The organism is Streptomyces sp. NPDC043853 (genome assembly GCF_056436025.1).
Genome location: NZ_JBWKDJ010000001.1, coordinates 1 through 23647 on the forward strand (window position 1 = coordinate 1; position 23647 = coordinate 23647).

Below are 23647 nucleotides of genomic sequence, written 5' to 3' on the forward strand. Positions count from 1 at the left end.
CACCGGCGAGAACACCATCTCCTGGCGCGACCCGAAGAAGGCCACCAAACAACCCATCCCGGGATGAAACATCGGACGAAAACGACCTCTAAGGCGGCAGTCGCGGAGGATCTTCCAGGTCTTCATGCGGGCGAAGACGTGCTCGACACGAGCCCGGACCTGCTTGTGGGACTTGTTGTGCTCCTCTTTCTAGGCAGGGAGTTCGACCTGGCCCCGCTCGCGGCGGTGCGGGATGACGAGTCCGGTGCCCGGGTGGCCGCCGTCGGCGATCGTGAGGGTCTTGCCGACTGCGGCCTTGGCGCCGGATTCCTCCCACGCCTTGCAGTCGTTGCGGTTCCCGGCGAGCGGTCGGCCGACCACGACGACCAGGCGGGTGTCGGCATCGATGACGACCTGGTGGTTGGTGGAGTACCCATAATTCTTCGACCGCTCGGCCACGGTGTGGTCCCGGGTGGGGACCAGGGTGCCGTCCACGATCAGCGCCGTGTCCTTGGCGAACCGCTTGCGGGGCTGGAGAGCGAGCATCGGCCCGAGGTGGTCGATGATCCGGTCCGCCGCCGACTTCGAGACCCCGAACAGCGGCGCGAGCTGCCGCATGGTCAGGTTCGTGCGCCAGTACGCCGCGACCAGCAGGGCCCGGTCCTCCAGAGGAAGGCTCCACGGCCGGCCCTTGCGGACCGCATCCGCGCCCTCCCGCCGCAGCACCGTCACAAGCTTGCCGAAGTTGCGCGGGCTCAGCCCGGTGAACGGGGCTATCCAGGACGGCTCCGACGCCGTGATCACACCAGCCACATCAAGATCATCCCAGTTGTGCCACTGCCCCTTGCCCTCGATCCTGTGTGCTCGACAAGCAGGGAGGGCACATGGGGCTGGTTCCCTTCCCGGGCGACGGAGACAACAGCAGTCCGGACGTCTCCTGGTCCTACAGCGGCTTTGCCGCGTTTCGGCGACGTCTGGCCGAGGCCGAGGGGTTCGTCCTCTCCGAGATGTGGGGCTTCGGCGGCGAGCGTCCGTGGAGCGAGGTGTCCACCACTCTGGAGCCGCTCCTCGATCACCCGGATGACGGCGGTGACGACCTCTCGCCTGCCGAGTGCACGTCGATTCTGGTCCGGCTGGAGGCGATCACCGACCAGTGGGCACGCGAGGGCGGCGACCAGTTCCTCCGGCAGCACATCGAGGACGCCCGCCAGCTGGCGGGCGTCCTGCGGCCCTGCATCGAGAAGGACGTCCCGCTGGCCTTCCTATGAGCCCCCGGGACCACGGACCCAATTACGGGACAACCCTTAGGCGCTGCCGCCGAAATGGCGGCCAGGAGGCGGCCCGAGCAAAGATCAGGGGCGGGCCGCCAACGACTCCCGTGACGAGGCAGTCGTTCGCCACCTCACGGCGAATGCGGGCGAACAGCCTGAGATGCGGCGCCTCTATTGCTCCAGGGCGGATATCTCTTCGAGCAAGGCGATAGCCTCCTCCTGCCGCCCCCTGACCCTCAGCTTCTCCTTCATCGATACGACGAGCAGCTGCGCCCGCCCGGGATCCAAGCGGAACATCCGCCGTGTGGCGGCGACGCATTCGGCACGAAGGGCCAGCGCTATCGCGGGCTGATCGGCGAATTCCTGATGGCTGTAGTCGATGAGTGCCACTGCCAGACGCGGTAGATAGGCCAACGGGCTCACCTCGGCGAGCAGGCGGTATGCCGCAACCCGCTTCCCGACCGGAAGTTCCTCCGATCCAAGCAGGGCGACCCGTGCACGCAGAACCGCGTCGTGATTGATGTCCGCTGAGTGATTCATGACGGAGATTCTGGAATCCCGAGACTCTCCGAACAAGGAGAAGAGACTGTGCCCTTCGCCCTACGAAAACGCCGCCGAAGCTGTCATGATGGGTATGTCTTAGCCTCCTCTCGACTTCGGCTTCTCTTATCCGGAGTTGCAAGTTCGAGAGGCCTTGAGAAAGATCCACTTTGATGATATGCTGCGTCAGCGATCGTCGTCTCGGGTCGTATGGAAATGCGAAGAGCGCTGCAGTGGCGGCCGCCATCGCGCGCACCCCATCGGCCGTCCGGCCGCCATTTCTGCGGCAGCGTGTAGCGATCGGTGGCGGCCTCGGCCGCCGGCGGGCCGCATCCGCCAATCAGCAGGAGTGCCTAGCGATTTGGGGCGCCCGGACCGGCTTGGATTACGTAGATCTGATCCACTTCGATCCGGCTTCCCGCCCGGAGGGCGGCTGGCCGGGCGGGAGCCGCTGCTCGTGCCCGCCAACGCCACAGCGCCAGGATCCGAAGGCTCCTCCTGTGCCATCCCCCGGGGGCCGCCCGACAGTCCTTGTCGTTGCGTGACGGTCGTCGGCGTCAAGGGTGGCCCGAAGGGCCATCGGCTTGCCGACGCGACCGGAGGGAGCGCCCTTGACGCCGGCGGGCGGCGCGTAATGACACTGGGACTGACGGGCAGCCCCCGGGCACCTCCCGGATTCCGCCCAGCCGGAGCAGGCTCCGTACACGCGGCCGGGGTCCCGGCTGGGCATCACCCCCACCCCGCTCCTCCCCCTCCGCCTCCCTCCCCGGCAGCGCCGAACTGCGGCTCCGCCGCACAGGGCTCCGCCCCCGATCCCCACCGGGGCCCCACCCGCCCCATCCCCGGGGCTCTCCCCCGACACGCCCGCCCCCGACCCCCTCCTTCTCCGCTCCCCGCCCCCTTTCGGCGTACCGTGGCGCGGATGACGCCCTATATCCCCTCCGCCGGCGCTTTCCCCGGACGGTACGGAGACAACGCGACCGCCGAGGCCGATCCGCGGGCCGTCGGGCCCGTTCGGACCTCCTACGCACCTGTGCACGACGGCGATCCCGACCCTGGAGAGATCGTCTGGACCTGGGTTCCCTATGAGGAGAACGACGGGCGCGGCAAGGACCGGCCCGTGCTGGTCGTGGCTCGGGAAGGAAGCGGCCCAACGCTGCTCGCCGTACAGCTGTCGAGCAAGCGGCACGACCACGACCGGGAATGGGTGGCCATCGGCTCCGGGCCTTGGGACAGCGCCGGGCGGGAATCCTGGGTGGACGTGGACCGGGTCCTGCGCGTGCACGAGACGGGCATGCGCCGGGAGGCGTGCGCACTGGACCGCCGGCGGTTCGGCCTGGTCGTCGACCGGCTGCGTCAGCTCTACGGGTGGCAGTAGGGACTGTCTCTTCGATCAGGTGGTGGTCGTTCTGGCCGGTGCCCGAGCCTTGCTCCTGGACCGACCTCCCGGCCAACTGCGCTGATAGCGTTGCCCCTTGAGCCAGGGGGGAAGGCGGCACGTGACATCGAATGCGTTTCGTATCGGCGGAGATCTGAAAGTACGGCGGCTTGGGTTCGGGGCCATGCGCTTGCCGACCGAGCCAGGCCCGGCCCGTGAGACCTCTCTCGCGGTCGCCAGGCGGGCCGTCGAGCTGGGCGTCACGCTGATCGACACTGCGTATCTGTATGGCGGGGGAGCCAACGAAGAACTCCTGGCTGAGGCCCTGCACCCTTACCCGGACGGGCTGCTGATCACCACCAAGGTTGGTGTCGCTCGATCGGGTCCCTCAGGTGAGTGGAAGCTCGACGGGCGGCCGGCTGTTCTGCGCCATCAGGTCGAACAGGCACTGGGCCGACTGCGCGTCGAGCGGATCGAGCTGCTGCAGCTGCACCGGATCGATCCGGAGACGCCGCTCGCCGACCAGCTCGGCACGCTTCGGAACCTGCGGGACGAGGGCAAGATCGGCCGGATCGGCCTGTCCGAGGTCACCGTCGACGAACTCCATCAGGCGCGGCAGATCGTCGACGTCGCGAGTGTGCAGAACCGCTACAGCGTGCTGGACCGCGAGCACGAACCTGTCCTCGCGGCCTGTGAAGCGGCAGGGACCGCGTTCCTGCCGTGGCGCCCTGTCGCCTGGGGGGAGTCTGGGGCGAGGGCTGAAATCGCCGCCGTGGCGACCGAGCTCGGTGCCACTCCCACCCAGGTTGCCCTCGCATGGCTCCTGGGCCACTCGCCGGTCATCCTCCCGATCCCGGGCACCGCCCGGGTGGACCACCTGGAGGAGAACCTTGCTGCCGAACGTCTCCACCTGACGTCAGCCCACCGCGATCGCCTCGACGGGCTGGCCGGCCTGGCATAGGGAAGCTCGAAACCCGCTTCGGCTCGTTGATCGCTCGCTCGACGGTTGACGGTGGTCCCGGCACAAGAAGTGAGCTGATCGGAGAGACACCGTCTCATACTCCGGTGTGACTTCGCGATCTCCGCGCTGGAGGGGGCGGAGAGCCGCTGCCGGTAGTGGCTGCGACGTGCCGAAGCTTGGTGGCTTCTGCGCCAGTTCGGCCAGTGCAGGAGTGCGTTCAGGGATGTGATCGGCGGGCTGAACAGTGCGCCGATCAGGCGGCGGATCTCCGGGACGGCCAGGTCGACCGGATCTCCGCTTCGGGCCGGGCGGGTCGGATCCGCACGTCTGGTCGGCCTCGCGTCGTCGACTGCCGCGGCAAGGAGCGCGAGTGCGGGCATGGCCAGGGTGACGTGCCGGTGCCAGGCTGTCCAGTTGCGGACCTGGTAGTGGTCCAAGCCGACCTGACCCTTGGCCGCCTCGAAGCACTCTTCGATGCACCAGCGAGTACCGGCGACGCGCACGAGCTCCGGCAGCGGCACGATCCGTGGCGACCAGCACAGGTAGAAGGCGAGCTCGCCGGTGGTGGGATTGCGGCGAATCAGCAGTGGCGGTGCTCGTCAGTGCCGATGTGCACCCACGCCCAGTCGTAGGAGCGGGCCCCCTCGCCCCGGAGCCGGCGCTCTGCCGGTGCCAGGCCGAGGCGGGCAGGCGAACGGCGGCCTCGTCCCCGCGGATCGCCGTGCGGCCCTGGTTGATCCGCACTCTGGTCGCGCAGGACACCGCCAGCACGTAGCCGACCCCGCGGGCCTCCAGCCCGGCCCGCAGGCCGGGCTGGAGGCGTAGGCGAGGAAGACGCCCACCTGGCTGTTCTCGATCCGCCCGGCGGTTCCGGTGTACTGCCGCTGGACACCCGCCGAACCGCGCCCCTTCTTCAGGAAGCCAGTCTCATCCACGATCAAAACACCGTCACCGGCGCCGAGATGGTCCAGGACGTAGCGGCGGACCTCGTCGCGTGCTGCACCCGCGTCCCAAGAGGCGCACCGCAGCAGCCGCTGTATCGGACGGGACGGCTATGGCCGGCGTGCTCCGTCGGCTGCGAGCAGTTCTTGCGCTCGGTCCCGGACGGCAATCCGAGCAGATAGGCGCGGGCCGCGGCCCGAGGTTCCACTCGCCCGAACAGGCCCGCAATCCGAGCCATGGCCTGATCGAACAACGCCATCGAGCGGGGTCTACGCTACGGCCCGCGGCCACCGCACGATCTTCAAGACTCCACCGCGAGGCCGGGATCGGCAGCGACCACCACTTCCCAAACCACTGCGTTGATGTCCTGGCCCTCACCGTCAGTTGTATCCGCGTGGTTCGCCGCCTGCCGTCTTGACCTGCTTGCGGTAGGCCCCCGGCGGCGATCCGAAGTGTCGTTTGAAAGCTTTGGCGAAGGCGAACTCCGACGTGTACCCCGTGTGCTGCGCGATTGTGCTCAGCGGGGCCGGCGATTGGTGCAGCAACCGCGCCGCGGTGGCCATCCGCCAGTTGGTCAGGTAGGTCAACGGCGGCTCGCCGACCACCGAGGCGAAGCGGCGGGCGAACGCCGCGCGGGACAGCCCGGCGCGGGTGCCCAGCGACTCCACGGTCCAGGGATGGCCGGGATCGTCGTGGATCGCTTTCAGGGCCGGGGCGACTGCCGGGTCGGTCAGCGCGGCCGTCCAACCCCGGGTCCGCTCCTTCGGCAGTTCGGCGTACCACGACCGGAGGATGTACAGCAGCAGCAGATCGATGAGCGCCGTGACGACCGCGTCCGAGCCCGGCTGCGGCGCGTGGAACTCGGCGCACAGCTGATCGACCGCCGAGCGCAGCACCGGGTGGCGGCCCGGAACCGCGGGAAGGTGGATGACTTCCGGTAGATCGCTGAACAGCGGATGCGGGCGATCAACGTCGATCGCGTACGCGCCGCACACCAGCACCGTGTGCGGCCCCGGTCCGTCCACGGTGACCTGGCCGATCGGCGAGGAACGGTCCACACGCTCCGGTACGAAGTCCACCGGATCGCGGCCCGGCACGTCGCACAGGGTGTGTCCGCTGCCGCGCTGCAGGAACACGATGTCGCCGGGGCCGAGCGCGAGCGGTTGGCCGTGCGGTGGCAGCAGGTGGCAGTGTCCTTCCACGACCACGTGGAATCCGGCTCCTGAGATGGGTTGGAACTTCAGGGCCCACGGGGCGTGCGCGTCGGTGCGAGTCACCATCGGGCGTCCCGTGCGCAGGACTTCGAGGGTGTCGCTCAGGATGTCCATAGCGCCACTCTAGTGCCTGCATGGCGAGACGATATGACAGGGAATCAAGATTTCAAGTCATTCACCGTCTCGATGTGGGGGCGTACGTTCTTGCCATGGCGGTTGCCGAACCCCGGCACTGCATCGACGAAGGAATGGATCCCATGTCTCTGGCCGGCAAGAAGATCGTGATCATCGGTGGAACCTCCGGCATCGGCTTCGCGGTAGCCCAACAGGCCGCGGCGGCCGGCGCGGACGTCGTGGTCGCCTCCAGCAATCAGGACCGCGTGGACGCCGCGACGAAGCGGCTGGGCGAGCCGGCCGAAGGCCGCCGCCTGGACGTCGCCGACGGCAACGCCATCGCCGCGTTCTTCGAGCAGGTCGGGGAGTTCGACCACCTCGTCTACACCGCGGGCGAATCTCTGCTGATCAAGCCGTTGGTCGACACGACCCCGCAGGAGGCCAGGGCCGTCTTCGAGCGCCGTTTTTGGGGCGCGTTCCTCTCCGCCAAGTACGCTGCACCGCGACTGCGCGACGGCGGCTCGATCACTTTCAGCTCCGGCGTCCTCGCGATCCGCCCCCTGTCCGGAACCGCGCTCACGGCAGGTATCACGGGCGGCATCGAGGCTCTGTCCCGGGCACTCGCCGTCGAACTCGCCCCTCTGCGCGTCAACGTGATCCAGCCCGGTGTGATCCGCACCGAGCTGTGGGACGGCAGTGTCGCGGACCCGGAGGCTTTCCTCCAGGGCGCCGGGTCCGAGCTGCTCACGCGGCGTGTCGGCACTGCCGAGGAAGCCGCGGCGGCCTATCTCTTCGTCTTGTCCAACGCCTACGTCACCGGCACCACGCTCGCGATAGACGGCGGCGCGGCACTGGTGTGACATAGGCGCCACGCATCCGCCGTCTGATCGGCGCACTGTTCAGCCCGCCGATCACATCCCTGAACGCACTCCTGCACTGGTCGAACTGGCGCACAAGCCACCAAGCTTCGGCACGTCGCAGCCATTGCCGGCAGCGGCTCTCCGCCCTCTCCAGCGCGGAGATCGCGAAGTCACACTGGAGTACTGACCCGCAGCCCGCAGCCCTGCGCAGGCCGAAGCGCCGGAAATTATTCGAAAGCCTGCTCGAAAACCCGCTGCACCCCCGGATCCCGGTCCAGGATTCCGAAGACCACCCGCTCGAAGACCCCCGCGAACCGCCCTCCCGCCGCCTCGCGCAGCAGGCCGGCGAAGGCTCCCGCCACTTCGGCCGGGTCGTTCCGGAACACCCCGCACCCCCAGGCCCCCAGCACCAGCTGTCGGTAGCCGTGGAGTGCGGCGGTCTCCAGGACGCGCTCCGCGCGTCGGGTGAGGGCGGCCGGGATCTCGTGGGCGCGGTCGGGCTCCTGGCGGCGGATGGTGCCCGCGTTCGGGGCCGGGGAGGTGAGGAAGGAGGCCCGGAACGGGGTCTCCAGGAGTTCGCCCCGGTCGTCCCGGAAGACGGGGACGCCGGGTGAATGAATCACCCGGTCGGTGTAGAACGTGCTGCGTTCCGCACGGTGGGTCGCGTAGTACTCCGGGGCCTCCAGCAGCGTCTCGTACAGCGCCGAGGCGCGGCACAGCGCCTCCTCCTGCGCTTTGGCCCCGCGCAGGTAGCCGCCGCCGGGATTCCGGGCCGAGGCGAAGTTCAGCACGGCCACCGGGCCCGCGGCGGCGAGCCTGCGGGCGGCGGCGGTGCTGCTCTCCCCCGTGACCTCCACCGATGTTTCGAAGGGAGCAACCAGAACCTTTTCGCCTGGAATGACCGACTCGGGCCCATATATTCTGGTTCCGGCCTTGGCTTCCGCCACGGCGGCGGCGAGGGACACCTCCCGTCCCGATCGCGTCCGGTACCGGCCGGCCGCCACAATCTCCGTGTTCTCCTGCGCGATGGCGCGCAATCTACTGCTCATGTCTCACATCCTGGTGATTGAGATTGACAGGCGGCAACGCAATTTCCTTGCGGTTCATTGCGTGTCTCTGCGTGATCGTCGCATCACAGGATTTGATCACCGGCACGGGCGGGTAGGCACGGGTGACCTCACGGTGTACGACGGGAGACGAGGATCCGGTCATGCCACAGGACGCACCCGCACCGCACGCCCAGAGCACCATCTCCGAACCCGAGGCCGAGGAGCTGATCCACGGCATCTGTTTCAAGACCGGGCCGCCCCGCCTGCTCGGTGCCGAACTCGAATGGCTCGTCCTGGACGCCGAGCAGCCCGGCAGCCCGGTGGGCCCGGACCGGCTCGGGGACGCCCTCGACGCGGTCGGCGCGCTCACCTCCCTCCGCTCCCGGTTCACCGTGGAGCCCGGTGGCCAGCTCGAACTCAGCTCGGCACCCGCCGCCTCGCTCACCGAGTGCGTGGACGGTCTGCAGGCCGACCTGGCCGCGGTCCGGTCGCTGCTCGGCGAACGCGGACTCCTCCTCCACGGCAGCGGCCGTGACCCGCGCCGCCCCCTCCGCCGGCTGCTCCGCGGGACCCCGCGCTACGAGGCCATGGAGACCTATTTCGACCGCACCGGCCCGGGCGGGCGCACCATGATGCGCGGCTCCGCCTCCGTGCAGGTGTGCGTGGACGCGGGCTACGACGAGCCCGGCCCGCTCGGCTACGGGCGGCGCTGGCGGCTGGCCCACCTGCTCGGGGCGGTCCTGGTCTCGGCGTTCGCCAACTCCCCCGCGCCGGACGGCCGGTACGCCGGCTGGCGGTGCTCCCGCCAGGGCGTGTGGGGCGATCTGGACCCCCGCCGCACCCTGGCGCCGCCGCTCGACCTGGAGCCCCGTACGGCCTGGACCGCGCACGCGCTGGACACCGAGGTGATGTGCGTACGCTCCGCGGCAGGAGCCGCAGGAGCCGCGGGAGCCGAGGGAGCCGGAGGGAAGGACGGCGGAGCCGCCTCGCCCTGGACCGTCCCGGAGGGGCTGACCTTCCGCGAGTGGCTGCGCGGCCGCGGGCCGCGGCCGGCGACGGTGGAGGACCTGGAGTACCACCTGACGACGCTGTTCCCCCCGGTCCGGCCGCGCGGGCACCTGGAGTTGCGCATGATCGACGCGCAGCCGGGAGACGACGGCTGGCTGGTGCCGACGGCCGTGGTGCACGCGCTGTTCGATGATCCGGAGGCCACCGAGACGGCCTACCGGGCGGTGAAGGGACTGGCCGACGAGTACGGTCCGCATCCCGCGCCCCGCAACCCGCTGTGGCGGACGGCCGCCCTGCGGGGCCCGGCCAGCCCCGAGCTGCGGACCGCGGCCGTCACCTGCTTCCGGGCCGCGGCCGAGGCGCTGCCGCGACTGGGTGCCTCGCGCCAGGTCCTGGACGCCGTCGGCGGTTTCACCGAGCGGTACGTCCTCCGGGGCCGCTGCCCGGCCGACGATCCCGGTCGGACGCGGCTCGCTCGGCCCGCGCGACCCACTCGGCCCGCGCAGCCCACACACAAGGCGCAGCCGACACACAAGGCGCAGCCCACGCAGAAGGGGCAGCCCACGCACAAGGCGCAGCCCACACAGCCGGTGCGGCGCGCACGGACGGCACCGACCCCGCTTCCCGGGAAGGATCCGCACCAGTGACCACCAGGAACCATCCCACCGCCGAAACGCCCGCGGCCCCCACCACCCCGGCGCCCCCGGCCCCCCACGCCTCCTTCACCCCCACCCCTCTCCGCGACCAGGCGCTCGCCGAGCTCACCGCCGCCCGGGCCCGCACCGCCGCGCTCACCGATGCCGTCACCGACGCCGAGCTGACCGCGCAGCACTCCCCCCTGATGTCCCCCCTGGTCTGGGACCTCGCGCACATCGGCAACCAGGAGGAGCTCTGGCTGCTGCGCCGGGTGGGCGGCCGTGAGCCGCTGCGGCCCGAGATCGACCCGCTCTACGACGCCTTCGCGCACCCGCGCGCCGACCGGCCGAAGCTGCCCCTGCTCGGTCCCGCCGACGCCCGCACGTACGCCGCCGAGGTGCGCGGCAGGGTCTTCGACCTGCTGGAGCGGACCCCGATGGAGGGGACCGGGCTGCTCGCCGACGGGTTCGCCTTCGGGATGATCGCGCAGCACGAACAGCAGCACGACGAAACGATGCTGATCACCCATCAGCTGCGGGCGGGTGCGCCGGTGCTCTCCGCCCCGGACCCGGCCTCCGAGGCGCCGTTCGAGCCGCCCCCGGTTCCCGAAGTCCTCGTCCCGGCGGGCCCGTTCAGCATGGGTACGTCCGCGTCCGCGGAGCCGTGGTCGCTGGACAACGAGCGGCCGGCGCACCGGCGCCAGACCGGGGCCTTCTTCATCGACACCCTTCCGGTCACCAACGCCGCGTTCCAGGCGTTCATCGAGGACGGCGGCTACGAGGAGCCGCGCTGGTGGGCCGCCGAGGGCTGGGAGCAGATCCGCAGACACGGCATCGGCGCCCCGCTGTTCTGGCACCGGGAGGCCGGCGAGTGGCTGCGGCGCCGGTTCGGGGTGACCGAGCCGGTCCCGGCGGACGAGCCGGTGCTGCACGTCAGCTGGTACGAGGCGGACGCCTGGGCCCGCTGGGCGGGGCGGCGGCTGCCGACCGAGGCCGAGTGGGAGAAGGCGGCCCGGTTCGACCCGGTGAGCGGGCGGTCGACGCGCTATCCGTGGGGGGACTCCGCGCCCACGCCGGAGCACGCCAACCTGGGTCAGCGGCACCTGCGTCCGGCGCCGGCGGGCAGTTACCCGGCGGGGTCGTCCCCGCTCGGGGTGCGGCAGTTGATCGGTGACGTGTGGGAGTGGACGGCCAGTGACTTCCTGCCGTACCCGGGCTTCCGGGCGTTCCCGTACCGGGAGTATTCGGAGGTGTTCTTCGGGCCGGCCCACAAGGTGCTGCGGGGCGGTTCCTTCGCCGTGGCTCCGGTGGCCGCCCGGGGTAGCTTCCGCAACTGGGACCTGCCGGTCCGGCGGCAGATCTTCTCCGGATTCCGCACCGCGAGGGACGTCTGATGTGCCGTCACATAGCCTACGTCGGACCGGCCGTGCGGTTGGGGAAGCTGCTCACCGACCCCGAGCATTCGCTGGTCCGGCAGGCGTGGGCGCCGCGCAGGCAGCGGCACGGCACGGTCAACGCCGACGGGTTCGGGCTGGGCTGGTACGCGGACGGGGATCCGGTGCCGGCCCGGTACCGGCGCGGGAAACCGGTGTGGGGCGATGCCGCGTTCGCGGATCTCGCCCGGGTGGTGCGCAGCGAGGCCCTGCTGGCCGCCGTACGCGATGCCACGCACCCGTCCTCGGACGGGGAGGCCGCCGCGGCGCCCTTCTCGGACGGTCCGTGGCTGTTCAGCCACAACGGGGTGCTGCGGGACTGGCCGGCGGCCCTCGCCCGGCCGGCGGGTCCGGCTGCCGGGCTGCCGCCGGCCGAGCTGTTGTCGCTGGCGGCGCGGTCGGATTCGGCGTTCGTGTGGGCGCTGGTGCTGCGCCGGCTGCGGGCCGGTGAGGGGCTGGGTGGGGCGCTGTCCGGGACGGTGCGCGAGCTGTGGGCGGCCGTGCCGGGTTCGCGGCTGAACATGCTGCTGACCGACGGGGTGTCGATCGCGGGCACGACCTGCGGGGACTCGCTGTGGTACCTGGCCGAGCCGGAGGCTCCGGGGGGCGGCCGGACGGTGGTGGCGTCCGAGCCGTACGACGACGATCCGCGCTGGTGCGAGGTGCCGGACCGGAGCGTGGTGACCGCATCGCGGAGCCGGGTGGCGGTCGATCCGCTGCCGGTGGCCCCGCTCGCCCCCTTCCAGGAGCATGAGGAGAACGGCCTGTGAACGACTTCGAGTTGACCCGCACGCTGGACGAGCACGCCGCGGAGCGGGCGTTGCGCGAGGACGTGCTGCACGGTCTGACCCGCTTCCCCAAGGTGCTGCCGCCGAAGTGGTTCTACGACGCCCGGGGCAGTGAGCTCTTCGAGGAGATCACCCGGTTGCCGGAGTACTATCCGACGCGCGCGGAGCGGGAGATCCTGCTGGAACGGGCGCAGGAGATCGCCGCGGTGACCGGTGCGCGGACGCTGGTGGAGCTGGGGTCGGGGTCTTCGGAGAAGACACGGCACCTGATCGAGGCGCTGCCCGCGCTGGAGGCGTACGTACCGGTGGACGTGAGCGAGAGTGCTCTGACGGGGGCGGCGCACGCGCTGCTGGCGGAGCATCCGGAGCTCCGGGTGCACGCGCTGCTGGCGGACTTCACCAAGCCGCTCGCGCTGCCGGACACCCCGGCCCCGCGGCTGGTGGTGTTCCTGGGCGGCACGATCGGGAACCTGCTGCCTCCGGAGCGGTCGGTGTTCCTGCGGGCGGTCCGGGCGATGTTGTCGCCGGGTGACGCGCTGCTGATGGGGACGGACCTGGTGAAGGAGGAGTCCGTGCTGGTGGCGGCGTACGACGACGCGCAGGGGGTGACGGCCGAGTTCAACCGGAACGTGCTGGCGGTGATCGACCGGGAGCTGGGCGCGGATTTCCGTCCGGGCGACTTCGACCACGTGGCGGTGTGGAACCGGGAGGAGGAGTGGATCGAGATGCGGTTGCGGGCCCGGTCGGAGCTCGCGGTGAAGATCCGGTCCCTGGACCTGGTGGTGCCGTTCGGGGCGGGTGAGGAGATCCTGACGGAGGTCTCGGCGAAGTTCCGCCACGAGGGCGTTCAGAAGGAGTTGGCGGCGGCGGGGCTGGAACTGGTCCAGTGGTGGACGGACGCGGCGGGCCGGTTCGCGCTGTCGCTGTCGGTGGCCGACGGCGCGGGTCCGGCGGCCGTGGGCAGGGGTCCGGTGGCCGGTGAGGCGGCCCGGTCGGTGTCCGGGGAGGGGTAGGGGATGAAGGGCACTCCGGCGGCGGTGCCGACCGCGGTCTGCGCGGCGGCGGTCAGGGACCGCCGGTCGGGGTGCCGTCCGGGCGGAATCCGCGGCAGCAGGGTGACCTCGGCGCGGATCCCGCGGGCCCGGAGTATGCGCCAGAGGGACGTGGTGAGGGGGTCGTCGCCGACGAAGGCGGATGCGGTGGCCGGGCGTCCGTCGGGCAGCGTGTAGGCGAGGTGGAGGGGCTGTACGGGGACCCGGGCGTCGAGGGCGGCCTGGAAGGCGGCCCGGCGGAACCGCCCCTGGGCGCGGCCGCACCAGGTGCTGCCCTCGGGGAACACGGTCACCCGGTCGCCGGCGAGCAGGGCGCGGGTGAGGGTGGCGACGGTGTCGGGGAGGGAACGGATCCGGTCGCGTTCGATGAAGAGGGTGCCGGCCCGGGCGGCGAGCCGGCCCATGACGGGCCAGCGGCCGATCTCGCTCTTGGCGAGCATCCGGCTGGGCACGGCGGCGGCGACCAGGGGAATGTCCAGCCAGGAGATGTGGTTGGCGACGAGCAGCCGGGCGCCGTCGGAACCGGTGCTGCCGTGGACGGTGACGCGGATGCCGAAGGCCCGGAGCAGTGCGGTGCACCAGGTGCGGGTGACCGCGTGGCGGGGGCGGGCCGGGAGCATCCGGACGGGTGTGGCGCCGGCGATCCCGAGGAGGAGCAGGGCGAGGGCCGCGGCGAGCCGGAGCAGGGCGCGCGGCACGGCCGCGGCCCGGCCGGTGTGCGTGGCACAGGCCGCGGGGGTGCAGGGGGCGGTGGGCAGCCAGGCGCTCATGTGGTGGGGACGAGCGAGAGGAAGTGCTTGAGGTAGCGGGGGTTGGTCCGGCGCAGGGAGAGCAGGACGTAGAGGTCGGCGCAGCCGAAGTCGGCGTCGAAGGCGGGCTCTCCGCAGACCCAGGCGCCGAGCCGTACGTAGCCGCGGAGCAGTGGGGGCAGCTCGACCCGTTCGGGGAAGGTGATCCCCTCGGGGTTCCAGGGCCGGTGCGGGGTGACCCGGTACTCCTGGGGCGCGAGGTTGCGGGCGAGGACGGTGTCGCGGGTGGCGGCGGCGAGCACACCGCCGTCGTCGAGGGGTACGGAGCAGCATCCGGCCAGCCAGTTGTGTCCGGTGCGGTCCATGTAGCGGGCCAGGCCGGCCCAGATCAGGGCGATGACGGCGCCGTTGCGGTGGGCGGGGTGGACGCAGGAGCGTCCGACCTCGACCAGGTCGGGGCGGATGGGGTCGAGGGCGGAGAGGTCGAATTCGCCGTCGGAGTAGAGGCGGCCGGCGACGGCGGCGCGCTCCGGCGGCAGCAGCCGGTAGGTGCCTACGACCTGCTCGGTCTCCTCCTCGATGACGAGGAGGTGGTCGCAGTAGGCGTCGAAGGCATCGATGTCGAGGCCCGGCTCGGGGCCTTCGAGGCGGGCGCCGAGCTCGTCGGCGAAGACCTGGTGGCGCAGCCGCTGGGCGGCGCGCACCTCGGACTCGTCGCGGGCGAGCCGGACGGTGTACCTGGGGGTGGTGGGGGCGAGCGGCTGGACTGGGGACAGGGGGGCGATGGTCATGGCGGCTCCTGGTCCGGACGCGGAGAGCCAGGCAGGCGGTCTCTGGCCTGGCTCTCCCTACTTTTTCCGTGACCGGCTGGATTCGACGTGACCTCGTAGCGGCAGTTGGATGTGCGGACGCTGAATGCCGGGGGTTGGCCCCGGTGACGGCGCCGGTGGGGGTGCCGGGGAGGGTGTCCGCGGGGGCGTCAGCGGTCTGAGCTGAGGATCTTGCCGATCGTCTCGGAGGCCGATGCGGCCGCCCGCTTGGGGTCCTGTCCGGAGAGTACGGCGGTCATGTAGGGCTTGATCGGGTTCTTGGCCTCGACCTCGGCCCAGCGGGCGGACTTGGGGGTGGCCCGGCCCTGGGCGGCTCCGGCGGTCATGGCGGTGGCGCCGTCGTTGCCCTGGACGGCGTGGGCGAGGGATGCCTTGTTCGGTACGTAGCTCATCGTCCGGGCGAGCTCGGTCTGCCACTTCTCGCTGACCAGGGCGGTGATCACGTCGATGGCGGCGGCCCGGTGGGGGGTGTTCTCCGGGATGATCAGGTCGGAGCCGCCGGTGAGGACGGCGCCGGGCCGGTCGGCGGTCTTCCCGGGGATCGGGAAGTAGCCGAGTCTGCCCTTGAGTGCGGGGTTGAGGGATTCGATCTGGGCGGCCTGTCCGGGTGGGGCGATGATCTGGGCGACCTGCCCGTGGGCGAAGACCTCGGCCTGCGGGGGCGTCTCCTCGTCGGCGGCGGCCGGGCCCTCGCCGAGGGTGTGGAGCTCCTTGTAGAAGTCCATGGCGGCCAGGGCCTGCGGGGTGTCGAGGGTTCCGGTCCACACGCCGTTGCCCTCGACGGCGATTTCGCCTCCCTCGTCCCAGATGAAGCCGGCGAGGACGTACCAGTTCCGGCCCGGCAGGTAGATGCCCTGTCGGTCGCCCTTGTCGAGCTTGCGGGTGGCGGCCAGCCATTCCTGGCGGTTGTTCGGCGGGTTCTTGATGCCGGCCTGTTCGAACAGGTCCTTGTTGTAGATGACCACCCGGTTGGCGGCGTACCAGGGGATGCCGTACTGGGCGCCGTTGATGCTGCCCGGGTCGGCGAGGCCCTTGAGCCAGTCGCGGCTGCCCCAGGACCGCAGTCCTTCGAGGGTGAGTTCGGAGAGGCCGCCGGTCTCGATGTACTGGGCGACCTGGGTGTTGCCGACCTCGATGACGTCGGCGCGTTCCGGGCCGGTGCCCTTGAGGACGGAATTGACCTTGTCGCCGATGTCGGTCCATTCCTGGATCTTCACCTCCAGGTCGACGTCCGGGTGCTCGGACTCGTAGCTGTCGGTGAACTTCTCGATGAACGCGTCCGAGGCACTGCCCTTCATCAGCCAGAGGGTCACCCGGGTGGACCCTCCGTCGGATCCGGGCAGGGCGCCGCATGCGGTCAGGGAGGTTGCCGCGACGAGGGCGGTGCACACGGCGAGGAAGCGTCTCTTCACGAAGGTCACCTTCTGGTCTGTACCAAAGCTGGCTTGAAATTGGCATAGACCACGTGACCGGATCAAGGGGCTGACGCCGGGGATTCTCTTCGCAAATATCGCGGAGCCGCCCGTACTGGGGCACGGTGGAACAAGGCATCGCTCACACCGTGGAGAACACATGTCGAACCACACCTATCGCGTGACCGAGATCGTCGGAACCTCGACCGAGGGCATCGACCAGGCCATCCGCAACGGGGTCGCCCGGGCCGGGCAGACGCTGAGGAATCTCGACTGGTTCGAGGTGGTTCAGGTGCGCGGGCACATCGAGAACGGCCAGATCGCGCACTACCAGGTGGGGCTCAAGGTCGGCTTCCGCCTCGAGGGCGAGGACTGAACGACCCGAACGACCCGAACGGGCTGAACGACCCGAACGGGCTGAACGGGCTGAACGCACGGCGCGGTTGCGCGGGCTCGGCCGCGCGAGGTGCGGCCGGGCCCGCACGCCCTCAGGTCCGGCCCGCGCCTTCCTGGGCCAGCCGCAGCTCGGGGGCCTTCTCCGCCCAGTCGGCGAGCAGCACCGGGAACCCGGCGGCCTTGGCCGCCCGGCAGACCAGTTCGTCGTCGTCGACGAGCATCCGCAGCTCGCGGCCGCGGGCGATCCGCTGCAGCGCCTCCAGCTTGGTGAGCCGGGCGGGCCTGCGGTCCGCGTTCCCGCGCATCCACAGCGGGCCCTCGGGCAGCCCGTGCCGGGTCAGCCAGTCCAGGGTGTCGGCGCGGCAGTGCTCCGGGCGCCCGGTCAGGTACACGACCTCGCACGCGGCGGCCGCCTCCAGGGCCAGGGCCACGCCGCGTTCCAGCGGCGGGTCGGCCGGGGCGGCACGGAAGAAGCCCTTCCAGTCACGGGGGCGGCGCTCCAGGTAGTGCTGCCGGTGCCCGGTGTCGGCCAGGGTGTTGTCGATGTCGAAGACGGCCATCGGCCGCCGGCTGCCGCTGGAATCGCTCATGTGTGCAGCCTAGGGCCTGGGGGTGACAACGGCCGCCCGGGATTCCCGGCCGCCTGCCCGGGAATCCCGGCCGCCGCCCGGTGTTGAGATGCGTATGACACCGATGATCCCGAAGCTGTCGATCCTCGACCGGTCCCGCGTCCGCCGCGGCTCGGACGGGCCGCAGGCGCTGCGCGACACCGTGGACCTGGCCCGGCGGGCCGAGGCGCTCGGCTACCACCGCTTCTGGGTCTCCGAGCACCACGGCGTGCCGGGCGTGGCGGGTTCGGCGCCGACCGTGCTGGCCGCCGCCGTGGCCTCGGCCACGGACCGGATCAGGGTCGGCACGGGCGGGGTGATGCTGCCGAACCACCAGCCGATGGTGGTCGCCGAGCAGTTCGGGGTGCTGGAGTCGTTGTTCCCGGGCCGGATCGACATGGGGCTGGGCCGGTCGGTGGGTTTCACCGGCGGCGTCCGGCGGGCCCTGGGGCGGGACCGGGCCGATGCCGACCGCTTCGAGGAGCAGCTGGCCGAGCTGCTCGGCTGGATCGACGGGACCCAGACGGCCCATCCCCGGGTGCACGCCCGGCCCGCCGAGGGCCTGCGCCTCCCGGCGTTCGTCCTGGCCACCGGGGAGGGCGCGGGCATCGCGGCGCGGGCCGGGCTGCCGCTGGTCGTCGGCGACCTGCGGGACCGGGACCGGGTCCTGAAGATCGTCGACGGCTACCGCCGGGAGTTCCGCCCGTCGGCGCGGTGCGAGCGGCCGTACGTGATCGCCTCGGGCACGGTCGCCGTCGCGGCCACCGAGGCGGACGCCCGGCGGCTGCTGGTGCCGGAGGCCTGGTCGGTGGCGTACTCGCGGACCCATGGCAGCTTCCCGCCCCTGGTGCCGGCTGAGGAGGTGGCGGAGCCGGCGATGTCCGCGAAGGAGCGGGAGTTCTACGAGCGGGCGCTGGCCGGGCACGTCCACGGGACGGAGGAACAGGTGGCGGCGGCGCTCGCGGAGGTGGCGGAGTCGACCGCCCCGGACGAGCTCCTGGTGACCACGTCCTCCTACGACCGCGAAGCGCTGGTGGACTCCTTCACCCGGCTCGCCCGGCTGGCCGGGCTGCCCGGATCACGCTGACCCCCGCCCCCTAAACTGGGACGAATGCAGCAGCCCGCCGACTCCTACATCCGCGTCCGGGGCGCCCGGGAGCACAACCTGCGCGCGGTGGACGTGGACATTCCGCGTGACGCGCTGACCGTGTTCACCGGGGTCTCCGGGTCCGGGAAGTCCTCGCTCGCCTTCGGCACCGTCTACGCCGAGGCGCAGCGCCGCTACTTCGAGTCGGTGGCGCCGTACGCGCGGCGGCTGATCCACCAGATCGGCGCGCCGAAGGTGGACTCGATCAGCGGGCTGCCGCCGGCCGTGTCGCTGGAGCAGCGACGGTCCGCGCCCGGGGAGCGGTCATCGGTGGGAACGGTCACCCGGCTGTCCAATTCGCTGCGGATGCTGTTCTCCCGGGCGGGCCGGTATCCGGCGGGGGCCGCGCGGCTGGATTCCGACGCGTTCTCGCCGAACACGGCCGCCGGAGCCTGCCCTTCCTGTCACGGGATCGGCCGGATCCACCGGACCAGCGAGGAACTCCTGGTGCCCGACCCCGCTCTGTCGATCCGTCAGGGTGCCATCGCTGCCTGGCCGGGTGCCTGGCAGGGGAAGAACCTGCGGGACGTGCTGGAGGCGCTGGGCCACGACGTGGACCGGCCATGGCGCGAGCTGCCCGCCGGGGAACGGGAGTGGATCCTGTTCACCGAGGAGCAGCCGGTGGTTACCGTGCACCCGGTGCGGGACGCGGACCGGATCCAACGCCCCTACCAGGGCACGTACATGAGTGCGCACCGGTGGGTGATGCGGACCTTCGCCGACAGCAAGAGCGCGACCCTGCGGGCCCGGGCGGAGAAGTTCCTCACCGACGCGCCGTGTCCGGGGTGCGGGGGTGCGCGGCTGCGGCCGGAGGCCCTCTCCGTCACCTTCGCCGGGCGGACGATCGCGGAGCTGGCGGCACTTCCGCTGACCGGTCTGGACGCCGTACTGGCCGGGTCCGAGGAGGCGGGGGGCGACCCGGCCCGGCCGCCGGGACCCACAGGACCGTCGGGGCCGGCGGCGCCGGCGGGACCGTCGGGGTCCGGCGAGGCGGCCCGGGTGCTCGCGGCCGATCTGCGGTCGCGGATCGGGGCGGTGACCGAGCTGGGGCTGGGGTACCTCAGCCTGGACCGTACGGCGCCCAGCCTGTCGGCCGGAGAGCTGCAACGGCTGCGCCTGGCCACGCAGTTGCGGTCCGGGCTGTTCGGGGTGGTGTACGTGCTGGACGAGCCCTCCGCGGGGCTGCACCCGGCCGACACCGAGGCGCTGCTCGGCGTGCTGGACGGACTGAAGGCGGCCGGGAACACCGTGTTCGTGGTGGAGCACCACCTGGACGTGGTGCGGCACGCGGACTGGCTGGTGGACGTGGGCCCGCTGGCCGGGGAGCACGGCGGGCGGGTGCTGCACAGCGGACCGCCGGCCGCGCTGGCGGAGGTGGCGGAGTCGGCGACGGCACGCCACCTGTTCGCGGCGGACGGGCGGGGGCGTGCGCGGCGGGAGCCGCGGCCGGTCCGGGACGGGGCGGGTGCGTCGGTGCGGTTGTCCGGGGTCAGCCGGAACAATCTGAGGGACCTGTCGGCGGAGTTCCCGCTCGGGGTGTTCACGGCGGTGACCGGGGTGTCCGGGTCGGGCAAGTCCACGCTGGTCGGCGGGGCGCTGGCGGACGCGGTCCGGGGACGGATCGCGGCGGACGGGGAGTTCGCGGTATGCCGGCTGGTGGCGGTGGACCAGAAGCCGATCGGGCGGACCCCGCGGTCGAACCTGGCGACGTACACGGGGCTGTTCGACGTGGTGCGGAGGCTGTTCACGGCGAGCGAGGAGGCGCGGGCGCGCGGCTGGAAGGCGGGCCGGTTCTCGTTCAACGTGCCGGGCGGGCGGTGCGAGGAGTGCCAGGGCGAGGGTTTCGTGGCGGTGGAGCTGCTGTTCCTGCCGAGCACGTACGCGCCCTGCCCGGTCTGCGCCGGGGCCCGATACAACGAGGAGACCCTGCGGGTGCGGTACCGGGGGCTGGACATCGCCGAAGTACTGGGCCTGACCGTGGAGTCGGCGGCGGAGTTCTTCGCCGATGTGCCGGCGGCGGCGCGCAGCCTGGGGGCGCTGGCCGAGATCGGGCTGGGGTACCTGCGGCTGGGGCAGCCGGCGACCGAGCTGTCGGGCGGCGAGGCGCAGCGGATCAAGCTGGCGGCGGAACTGCAGCGGCTGCGCCGGGACCACACGCTGTACCTGCTGGACGAGCCGACGACCGGGCTGCACCCGGCGGACGTGGAGGTGCTCCTGCGGCAGCTGCACGGGCTGGTGGACGCGGGCCACTCGGTGGTGGTCGTGGAGCACGACATGGCGGTGGTGGCGGGCGCGGACTGGGTGGTCGATCTGGGTCCGGGCGGTGGCGCGGCGGGTGGCCGGGTGGTGGCGGCCGGCCCGCCGGCGGAGGTGGCCCGCGCGCGGGGCAGCCGTACGGCGCCGTACCTGGCGCGCGCTCTGGCGGGGGGCGGGGGGCCGGCGGGCGGGTGACCGGGCTGCTCGGCTACGGTGCACGGCCGGACGGGCTACGGTGCCCGGCCGGACGGGCTACGGTGCACGGCCGGACCGCCCGCGCCGCGCGGTATGCCCCGCCCGACCCGGTCAGACGTCGCCGGGCAGCAGGTGCTGGCCCTGTTCCCGGAAGGTCCAGGTGCCACGGCGCCGGGTGAACAGCCAGACCAGGTCGTAGCGGTCGGGCCAGGCGGCGGGGACCCCAGGGGCGCCGGCGGCGCCCAGGGCCTGGATCAGGCGGGGGAAGCCGTGGTGTTCCCAGCAGATCAGGACCGGGGCCGGGGCGGCGAGCGCGGCCCGGGCAAGCGCCGTTTCCTTGCCCACGGCGATCCGGTCCCGGATCGGGAGGCGGAGCGCTTCGGCGAGCGGGGTCACGGTCTGCCGGGAGCGGGCGACGGGGCCGCCGCACACGAACACCGAGGCGGGCCGGGGCAGCGGGACCCGGGCCGTCGGCCCGAAGAGGGCGGGCAGGGCCTCGGCCCGGCGGCGGCCCCGTCCGGCCAGCGAGCCGGGGTCGTCCTCGCCCTCGTCGTCCTCGCCGACGTCACCCGGGTAGGGCTTCTCCGCGTGCCGGATCAGCATGACCAGCGTGTCGGCGGCCGACTGCGGCCCCGGGGCAGGCCCGTGCCGGGGTTCCTCGGCGGAGCAGCCCGTGAGGCCGGCCGCCGCCGGGAGGCCCGCGATGCCCGCCGCGAGCAGGGTTCTGCGCGTGAGTGCCTTCGGTGCCACGGGTGCCATGGGTGCCACGGGTGCCATGGGCGACACTGTCGCTCATGGCCCGGGCGCGGGTCCGGTCCGGCACGGGCCGGAGGGTGCCGGTCAGCCGATCGGCTCAGACCCCCGGGGCGGCGGCGTAGCCGGGTTCGGTCCGCGCCTCGCCGGGCAGGGCGTCACCGGGGTGCTCCGGCCGGTGCTCGTACGGCGAGGGGACCGGAAAGTACGCCTGGAGGAAGGCGGCCACGACACGGTGCTGTTCGGCCGCGCTCAGTTCGTCCCCGTCGTCGTCGGCGAGGCAGAAGGCATCGGCCCAGCGGTGGTGGACCAGCTCGGGCAGGCGGTGGACGGTGTCGTTCCAGCCGGTGCCGAAGTACTCGTGGGCGAGGTCGCCCTCCACGGCCCGGCCGGTGGCGAGGGCGAGGTGCGCGGCCAGGGTGACCGGGGCGAGGTCGGTGGCGCTGCGGAACGCGGAGCGGCCGGTGGCGGCCAGTTCCTCGGGGAAGCGCTCTTCGGCGGCGGCGCAGAGGGAGCGGCTCAGCGGATAGGGGGTGTGCGCGAGGATGCGGACGTAGGTCCGGCCGGAGGCCTCTTCGACGGCGCGGCGGGTGGCCTTCTGCGAGGCGGTGTAGACGTCGTCCTCGGAGCCGGGGACGTCCGGCGGGATGGCCCGCCAGTCGTGGAACACCTTGGGCAGTCCGGAGGGCAGGAAGTACGCGCCGGGCAGCTGGGGGCGGCCGAGGAAGATGTCGTCGTTGAAGTAGAGGAAGTGCTCGGCGAGGCCGGGGATGCGGTGCAGCTGGCTCTCGATGGCGTGGGAGTTGAAGACGGGGAGGGCGCCGGGGTCGGCGAACAGCTCCTGGTGGGTGATGACGGTGAGGCTCGGGTGGTCGGTGACCAGCCAGGCGGGTACCGGGTTGTCGGTGACCAGGAAGATCCGGCGGATCCAGGGGGCGTGGGCGGCGATGGCGCGCAGGCAGTAGCGGAGTTCGCCGCGGTCGCGGTAGCGGTGCTCGGCGTCGTCGACGGGGGCGGCAGTGCCCCCGTCCAGAGCGGCGCGGGCCTCGCTGCGGCGCCGCCTCCAGTCGGGGTCGGCGGCGTCGACCCAGGTGATCACGGCGTCGACGGGGAAGTCGACGTCGGGCGCGAAACTGCGGGCGAAGGCGTCGACGACGGGGTAGTCGCGGTCGCCGACCCGGGTGGTCGTGGTCGCCGTGAGGGAGGGGACCCACCAGCCGTACGGGGTCTCGCGGAGCGCGGCGACGCCGCCGGTGCCGTCGTTGTCGGGGTCGTAGAACTCCAGGTCGCAGCCGTGGTCGGCGCCGTAGTGGACGGTCCGGCCGGAGGTGACCACGGGCCGGTGGAGCCGGATGCCCCGCACGCGCCGGTCGGGATCGACGAGGGCGGGGCCGGTGCCGGCGGCATCCTCCTCGCTCGGGTCGGCTCCGGCGGTGGCCGGGGCGGCGTCCCCGTCGGGGCGTTCGGTCTCGGCGACCGCCTCGGGGAGCCGTTCGGCGAGGACCTCCGCGAGTTCTTTTCCGTCGCCGAGCAGGACGGCGTACACCGGCAGGCCGGCGCACGCTTCCGCCAGGGCCTTGAGGGCCGGCTCCCGGTCACCGGGGGCGACCGCGACCCGGTGCAGCAGGCCGCCGTCGGGCACCAGTCCGTACGGGAGCCCGGCCGCTTCCAGGGCTTCGGCGGCCGTGCGGAGGTTGGCCTCGCGGGCCCCTGCGGGCAGCAGGTCGTCGCGGACCAGGGCCAGTCGGCCGCGGTGGCGGACCACCCCGGTCAGCGTCTCCAGCAGTTCGTCCTCGCGGGTCCGGGCCGGGGCGGCGGGGGCCGCCGGAGCGGCCTGGTCGTCGAGCCGTTCGCGCTGGTTCGGCGCGGGCTGGCGGGGCACGCCCGGCCGGAGCGGGGTGCGGCGCAGTGCCGCCCGCGCCACGCGGCGCAGCTTCTTGGGCAGCGGAATGCGGGACAAATGGAATCACCTCATGGGGTAATCCTGTTGCTGGGCACCCGAGGTGACGGGACCTGGCAGGGCGGTCGCCTTGTTTTCACCCCAACCTTTCCTGCCGTTCAGGATTCACGCAAGTGG

19 protein-coding genes and 3 pseudogenes are annotated in these 23647 nt (G+C 72.2%); 11 read left to right on the forward strand and 11 right to left on the reverse strand.

The annotated features are described in order from the left end of the window. Positions 1–84: 84 nt before the first annotated feature. Positions 85–792, reverse strand: a pseudogene (locus tag AC067U_RS00005) (transposase); the annotation flags it as partial. A gap of 71 nt (positions 793–863) precedes the next feature. Here AC067U_RS00005 and AC067U_RS00010 point away from each other — a divergent pair. Beyond that, on the forward strand, positions 864–1247 hold the full coding sequence (locus AC067U_RS00010) for a hypothetical protein (protein ID WP_478827309.1): 384 nt from the start codon (positions 864–866) through the stop codon (positions 1245–1247). 174 nt (positions 1248–1421) lie between these two features. Here AC067U_RS00010 and AC067U_RS00015 read toward each other — a convergent pair whose 3' ends face one another. After that, positions 1422–1790, reverse strand: a complete 369-nt coding sequence (locus AC067U_RS00015; protein ID WP_478827310.1) for a hypothetical protein — start codon at positions 1788–1790, stop codon at positions 1422–1424. 922 nt (positions 1791–2712) lie between these two features. On the opposite strand from AC067U_RS00015, the gene AC067U_RS00020 reads away from it, so the two are divergent. Both AC067U_RS00020 and AC067U_RS00025 read left to right on the forward strand, forming a co-directional pair. After that, positions 2713–3168 (forward strand): type II toxin-antitoxin system PemK/MazF family toxin, encoded by a 456-nt coding sequence (locus AC067U_RS00020; protein WP_478827311.1) that lies wholly within the window; start codon positions 2713–2715, stop codon positions 3166–3168. Between the two features lie 121 nt (positions 3169–3289). Further along, positions 3290–4129: an aldo/keto reductase gene (locus tag AC067U_RS00025; protein WP_478827312.1), complete on the forward strand. Its 840-nt coding sequence runs from the start codon at positions 3290–3292 to the stop codon at positions 4127–4129. Positions 4130–4467: 338 nt separating this feature from the next. On the opposite strand, the pseudogene AC067U_RS00030 reads toward AC067U_RS00025, so the two are convergent. Continuing rightward, positions 4468–5330, reverse strand: a pseudogene (locus tag AC067U_RS00030) (IS701 family transposase); the annotation flags it as partial. Positions 5331–5451: 121 nt separating this feature from the next. Then, on the reverse strand, positions 5452–6399 hold the full coding sequence (locus AC067U_RS00035) for an AraC family transcriptional regulator (RefSeq protein ID WP_478827313.1): 948 nt from the start codon (positions 6397–6399) through the stop codon (positions 5452–5454). A gap of 143 nt (positions 6400–6542) precedes the next feature. On the opposite strand from AC067U_RS00035, the gene AC067U_RS00040 reads away from it, so the two are divergent. After that, entirely contained in the window at positions 6543–7259 is a 717-nt protein-coding gene (locus AC067U_RS00040; RefSeq protein WP_478827314.1) for an SDR family oxidoreductase, read from the forward strand. Between the two features lie 227 nt (positions 7260–7486). Here AC067U_RS00040 and AC067U_RS00045 read toward each other — a convergent pair whose 3' ends face one another. Then, a complete protein-coding gene (locus tag AC067U_RS00045; RefSeq protein WP_478827315.1) occupies positions 7487–8308 on the reverse strand; it encodes a TIGR02452 family protein in 822 nt (273 codons plus the stop codon). 161 nt (positions 8309–8469) lie between these two features. Between AC067U_RS00045 and egtA the strand changes: the two genes are divergently transcribed. From egtA to egtD, 4 genes are read left to right on the forward strand one after another with little or no spacing between them, the layout of a single operon-like run. Further along, entirely contained in the window at positions 8470–9963 is a 1494-nt protein-coding gene (gene egtA, locus AC067U_RS00050) for an ergothioneine biosynthesis glutamate--cysteine ligase EgtA (RefSeq protein WP_478827316.1), read from the forward strand. Further along, the gene (gene egtB, locus AC067U_RS00055; protein ID WP_478827317.1) at positions 9960–11345 is read left to right on the forward strand and encodes an ergothioneine biosynthesis protein EgtB; all 1386 of its coding nucleotides are present in this window, start codon (positions 9960–9962) and stop codon (positions 11343–11345) included. The genes egtA and egtB overlap by 4 nt, the downstream gene beginning before the upstream one ends. Next, positions 11345–12154 (forward strand): ergothioneine biosynthesis protein EgtC, encoded by an 810-nt coding sequence (gene egtC, locus AC067U_RS00060; protein WP_478827318.1) that lies wholly within the window; start codon positions 11345–11347, stop codon positions 12152–12154. Before egtB ends, egtC begins: the two co-directional genes overlap by 1 nt. Continuing rightward, on the forward strand, positions 12151–13185 hold the full coding sequence (egtD, locus tag AC067U_RS00065; RefSeq protein ID WP_478827319.1) for an L-histidine N(alpha)-methyltransferase: 1035 nt from the start codon (positions 12151–12153) through the stop codon (positions 13183–13185). Before egtC ends, egtD begins: the two co-directional genes overlap by 4 nt. Positions 13186–13469: 284 nt before the next feature. Here the strand turns inward: egtD and AC067U_RS00070 are convergent. The 3 genes and pseudogenes from AC067U_RS00070 to AC067U_RS00080 all read right to left on the reverse strand — a co-directional run. Then, positions 13470–13994: pseudogene (locus AC067U_RS00070) on the reverse strand (lysophospholipid acyltransferase family protein); the annotation flags it as partial. Beyond that, a complete protein-coding gene (locus AC067U_RS00075; RefSeq protein WP_478827320.1) occupies positions 13991–14764 on the reverse strand; it encodes a GNAT family N-acetyltransferase in 774 nt (257 codons plus the stop codon). The gene AC067U_RS00075 and the pseudogene AC067U_RS00070, both read right to left, overlap by 4 nt. A gap of 188 nt (positions 14765–14952) precedes the next feature. Next, positions 14953–16215 (reverse strand): extracellular solute-binding protein, encoded by a 1263-nt coding sequence (locus tag AC067U_RS00080; RefSeq protein ID WP_478827321.1) that lies wholly within the window; start codon positions 16213–16215, stop codon positions 14953–14955. A gap of 160 nt (positions 16216–16375) precedes the next feature. Between AC067U_RS00080 and AC067U_RS00085 the strand changes: the two genes are divergently transcribed. Next, positions 16376–16591, forward strand: coding sequence for a dodecin (locus AC067U_RS00085; RefSeq protein ID WP_393571736.1), 216 nt, complete (start codon positions 16376–16378; stop codon positions 16589–16591). A gap of 112 nt (positions 16592–16703) precedes the next feature. On the opposite strand, the gene AC067U_RS00090 is transcribed toward AC067U_RS00085, so the two are convergent. Beyond that, entirely contained in the window at positions 16704–17201 is a 498-nt protein-coding gene (locus tag AC067U_RS00090; RefSeq protein ID WP_478827322.1) for a phosphatase domain-containing protein, read from the reverse strand. 103 nt (positions 17202–17304) lie between these two features. On the opposite strand from AC067U_RS00090, the gene AC067U_RS00095 reads away from it, so the two are divergent. Continuing rightward, entirely contained in the window at positions 17305–18306 is a 1002-nt protein-coding gene (locus AC067U_RS00095) for an LLM class flavin-dependent oxidoreductase (protein ID WP_478828237.1), read from the forward strand. Positions 18307–18330: 24 nt separating this feature from the next. Further along, complete coding sequence (locus AC067U_RS00100) at positions 18331–20817, forward strand: excinuclease ABC subunit UvrA (RefSeq protein ID WP_478827323.1); 2487 nt, start codon at positions 18331–18333, stop codon at positions 20815–20817. Between the two features lie 111 nt (positions 20818–20928). Here the strand turns inward: AC067U_RS00100 and AC067U_RS00105 are convergent, their stop codons facing one another. Both AC067U_RS00105 and AC067U_RS00110 read right to left on the reverse strand, forming a co-directional pair. Beyond that, positions 20929–21594, reverse strand: a complete 666-nt coding sequence (locus AC067U_RS00105) for a histidine phosphatase family protein (RefSeq protein WP_478827324.1) — start codon at positions 21592–21594, stop codon at positions 20929–20931. A gap of 76 nt (positions 21595–21670) precedes the next feature. Continuing rightward, positions 21671–23530 (reverse strand): stealth conserved region 3 domain-containing protein, encoded by a 1860-nt coding sequence (locus AC067U_RS00110; protein ID WP_478827325.1) that lies wholly within the window; start codon positions 23528–23530, stop codon positions 21671–21673. Between the last annotated feature and the right edge of the window lie 117 nt (positions 23531–23647).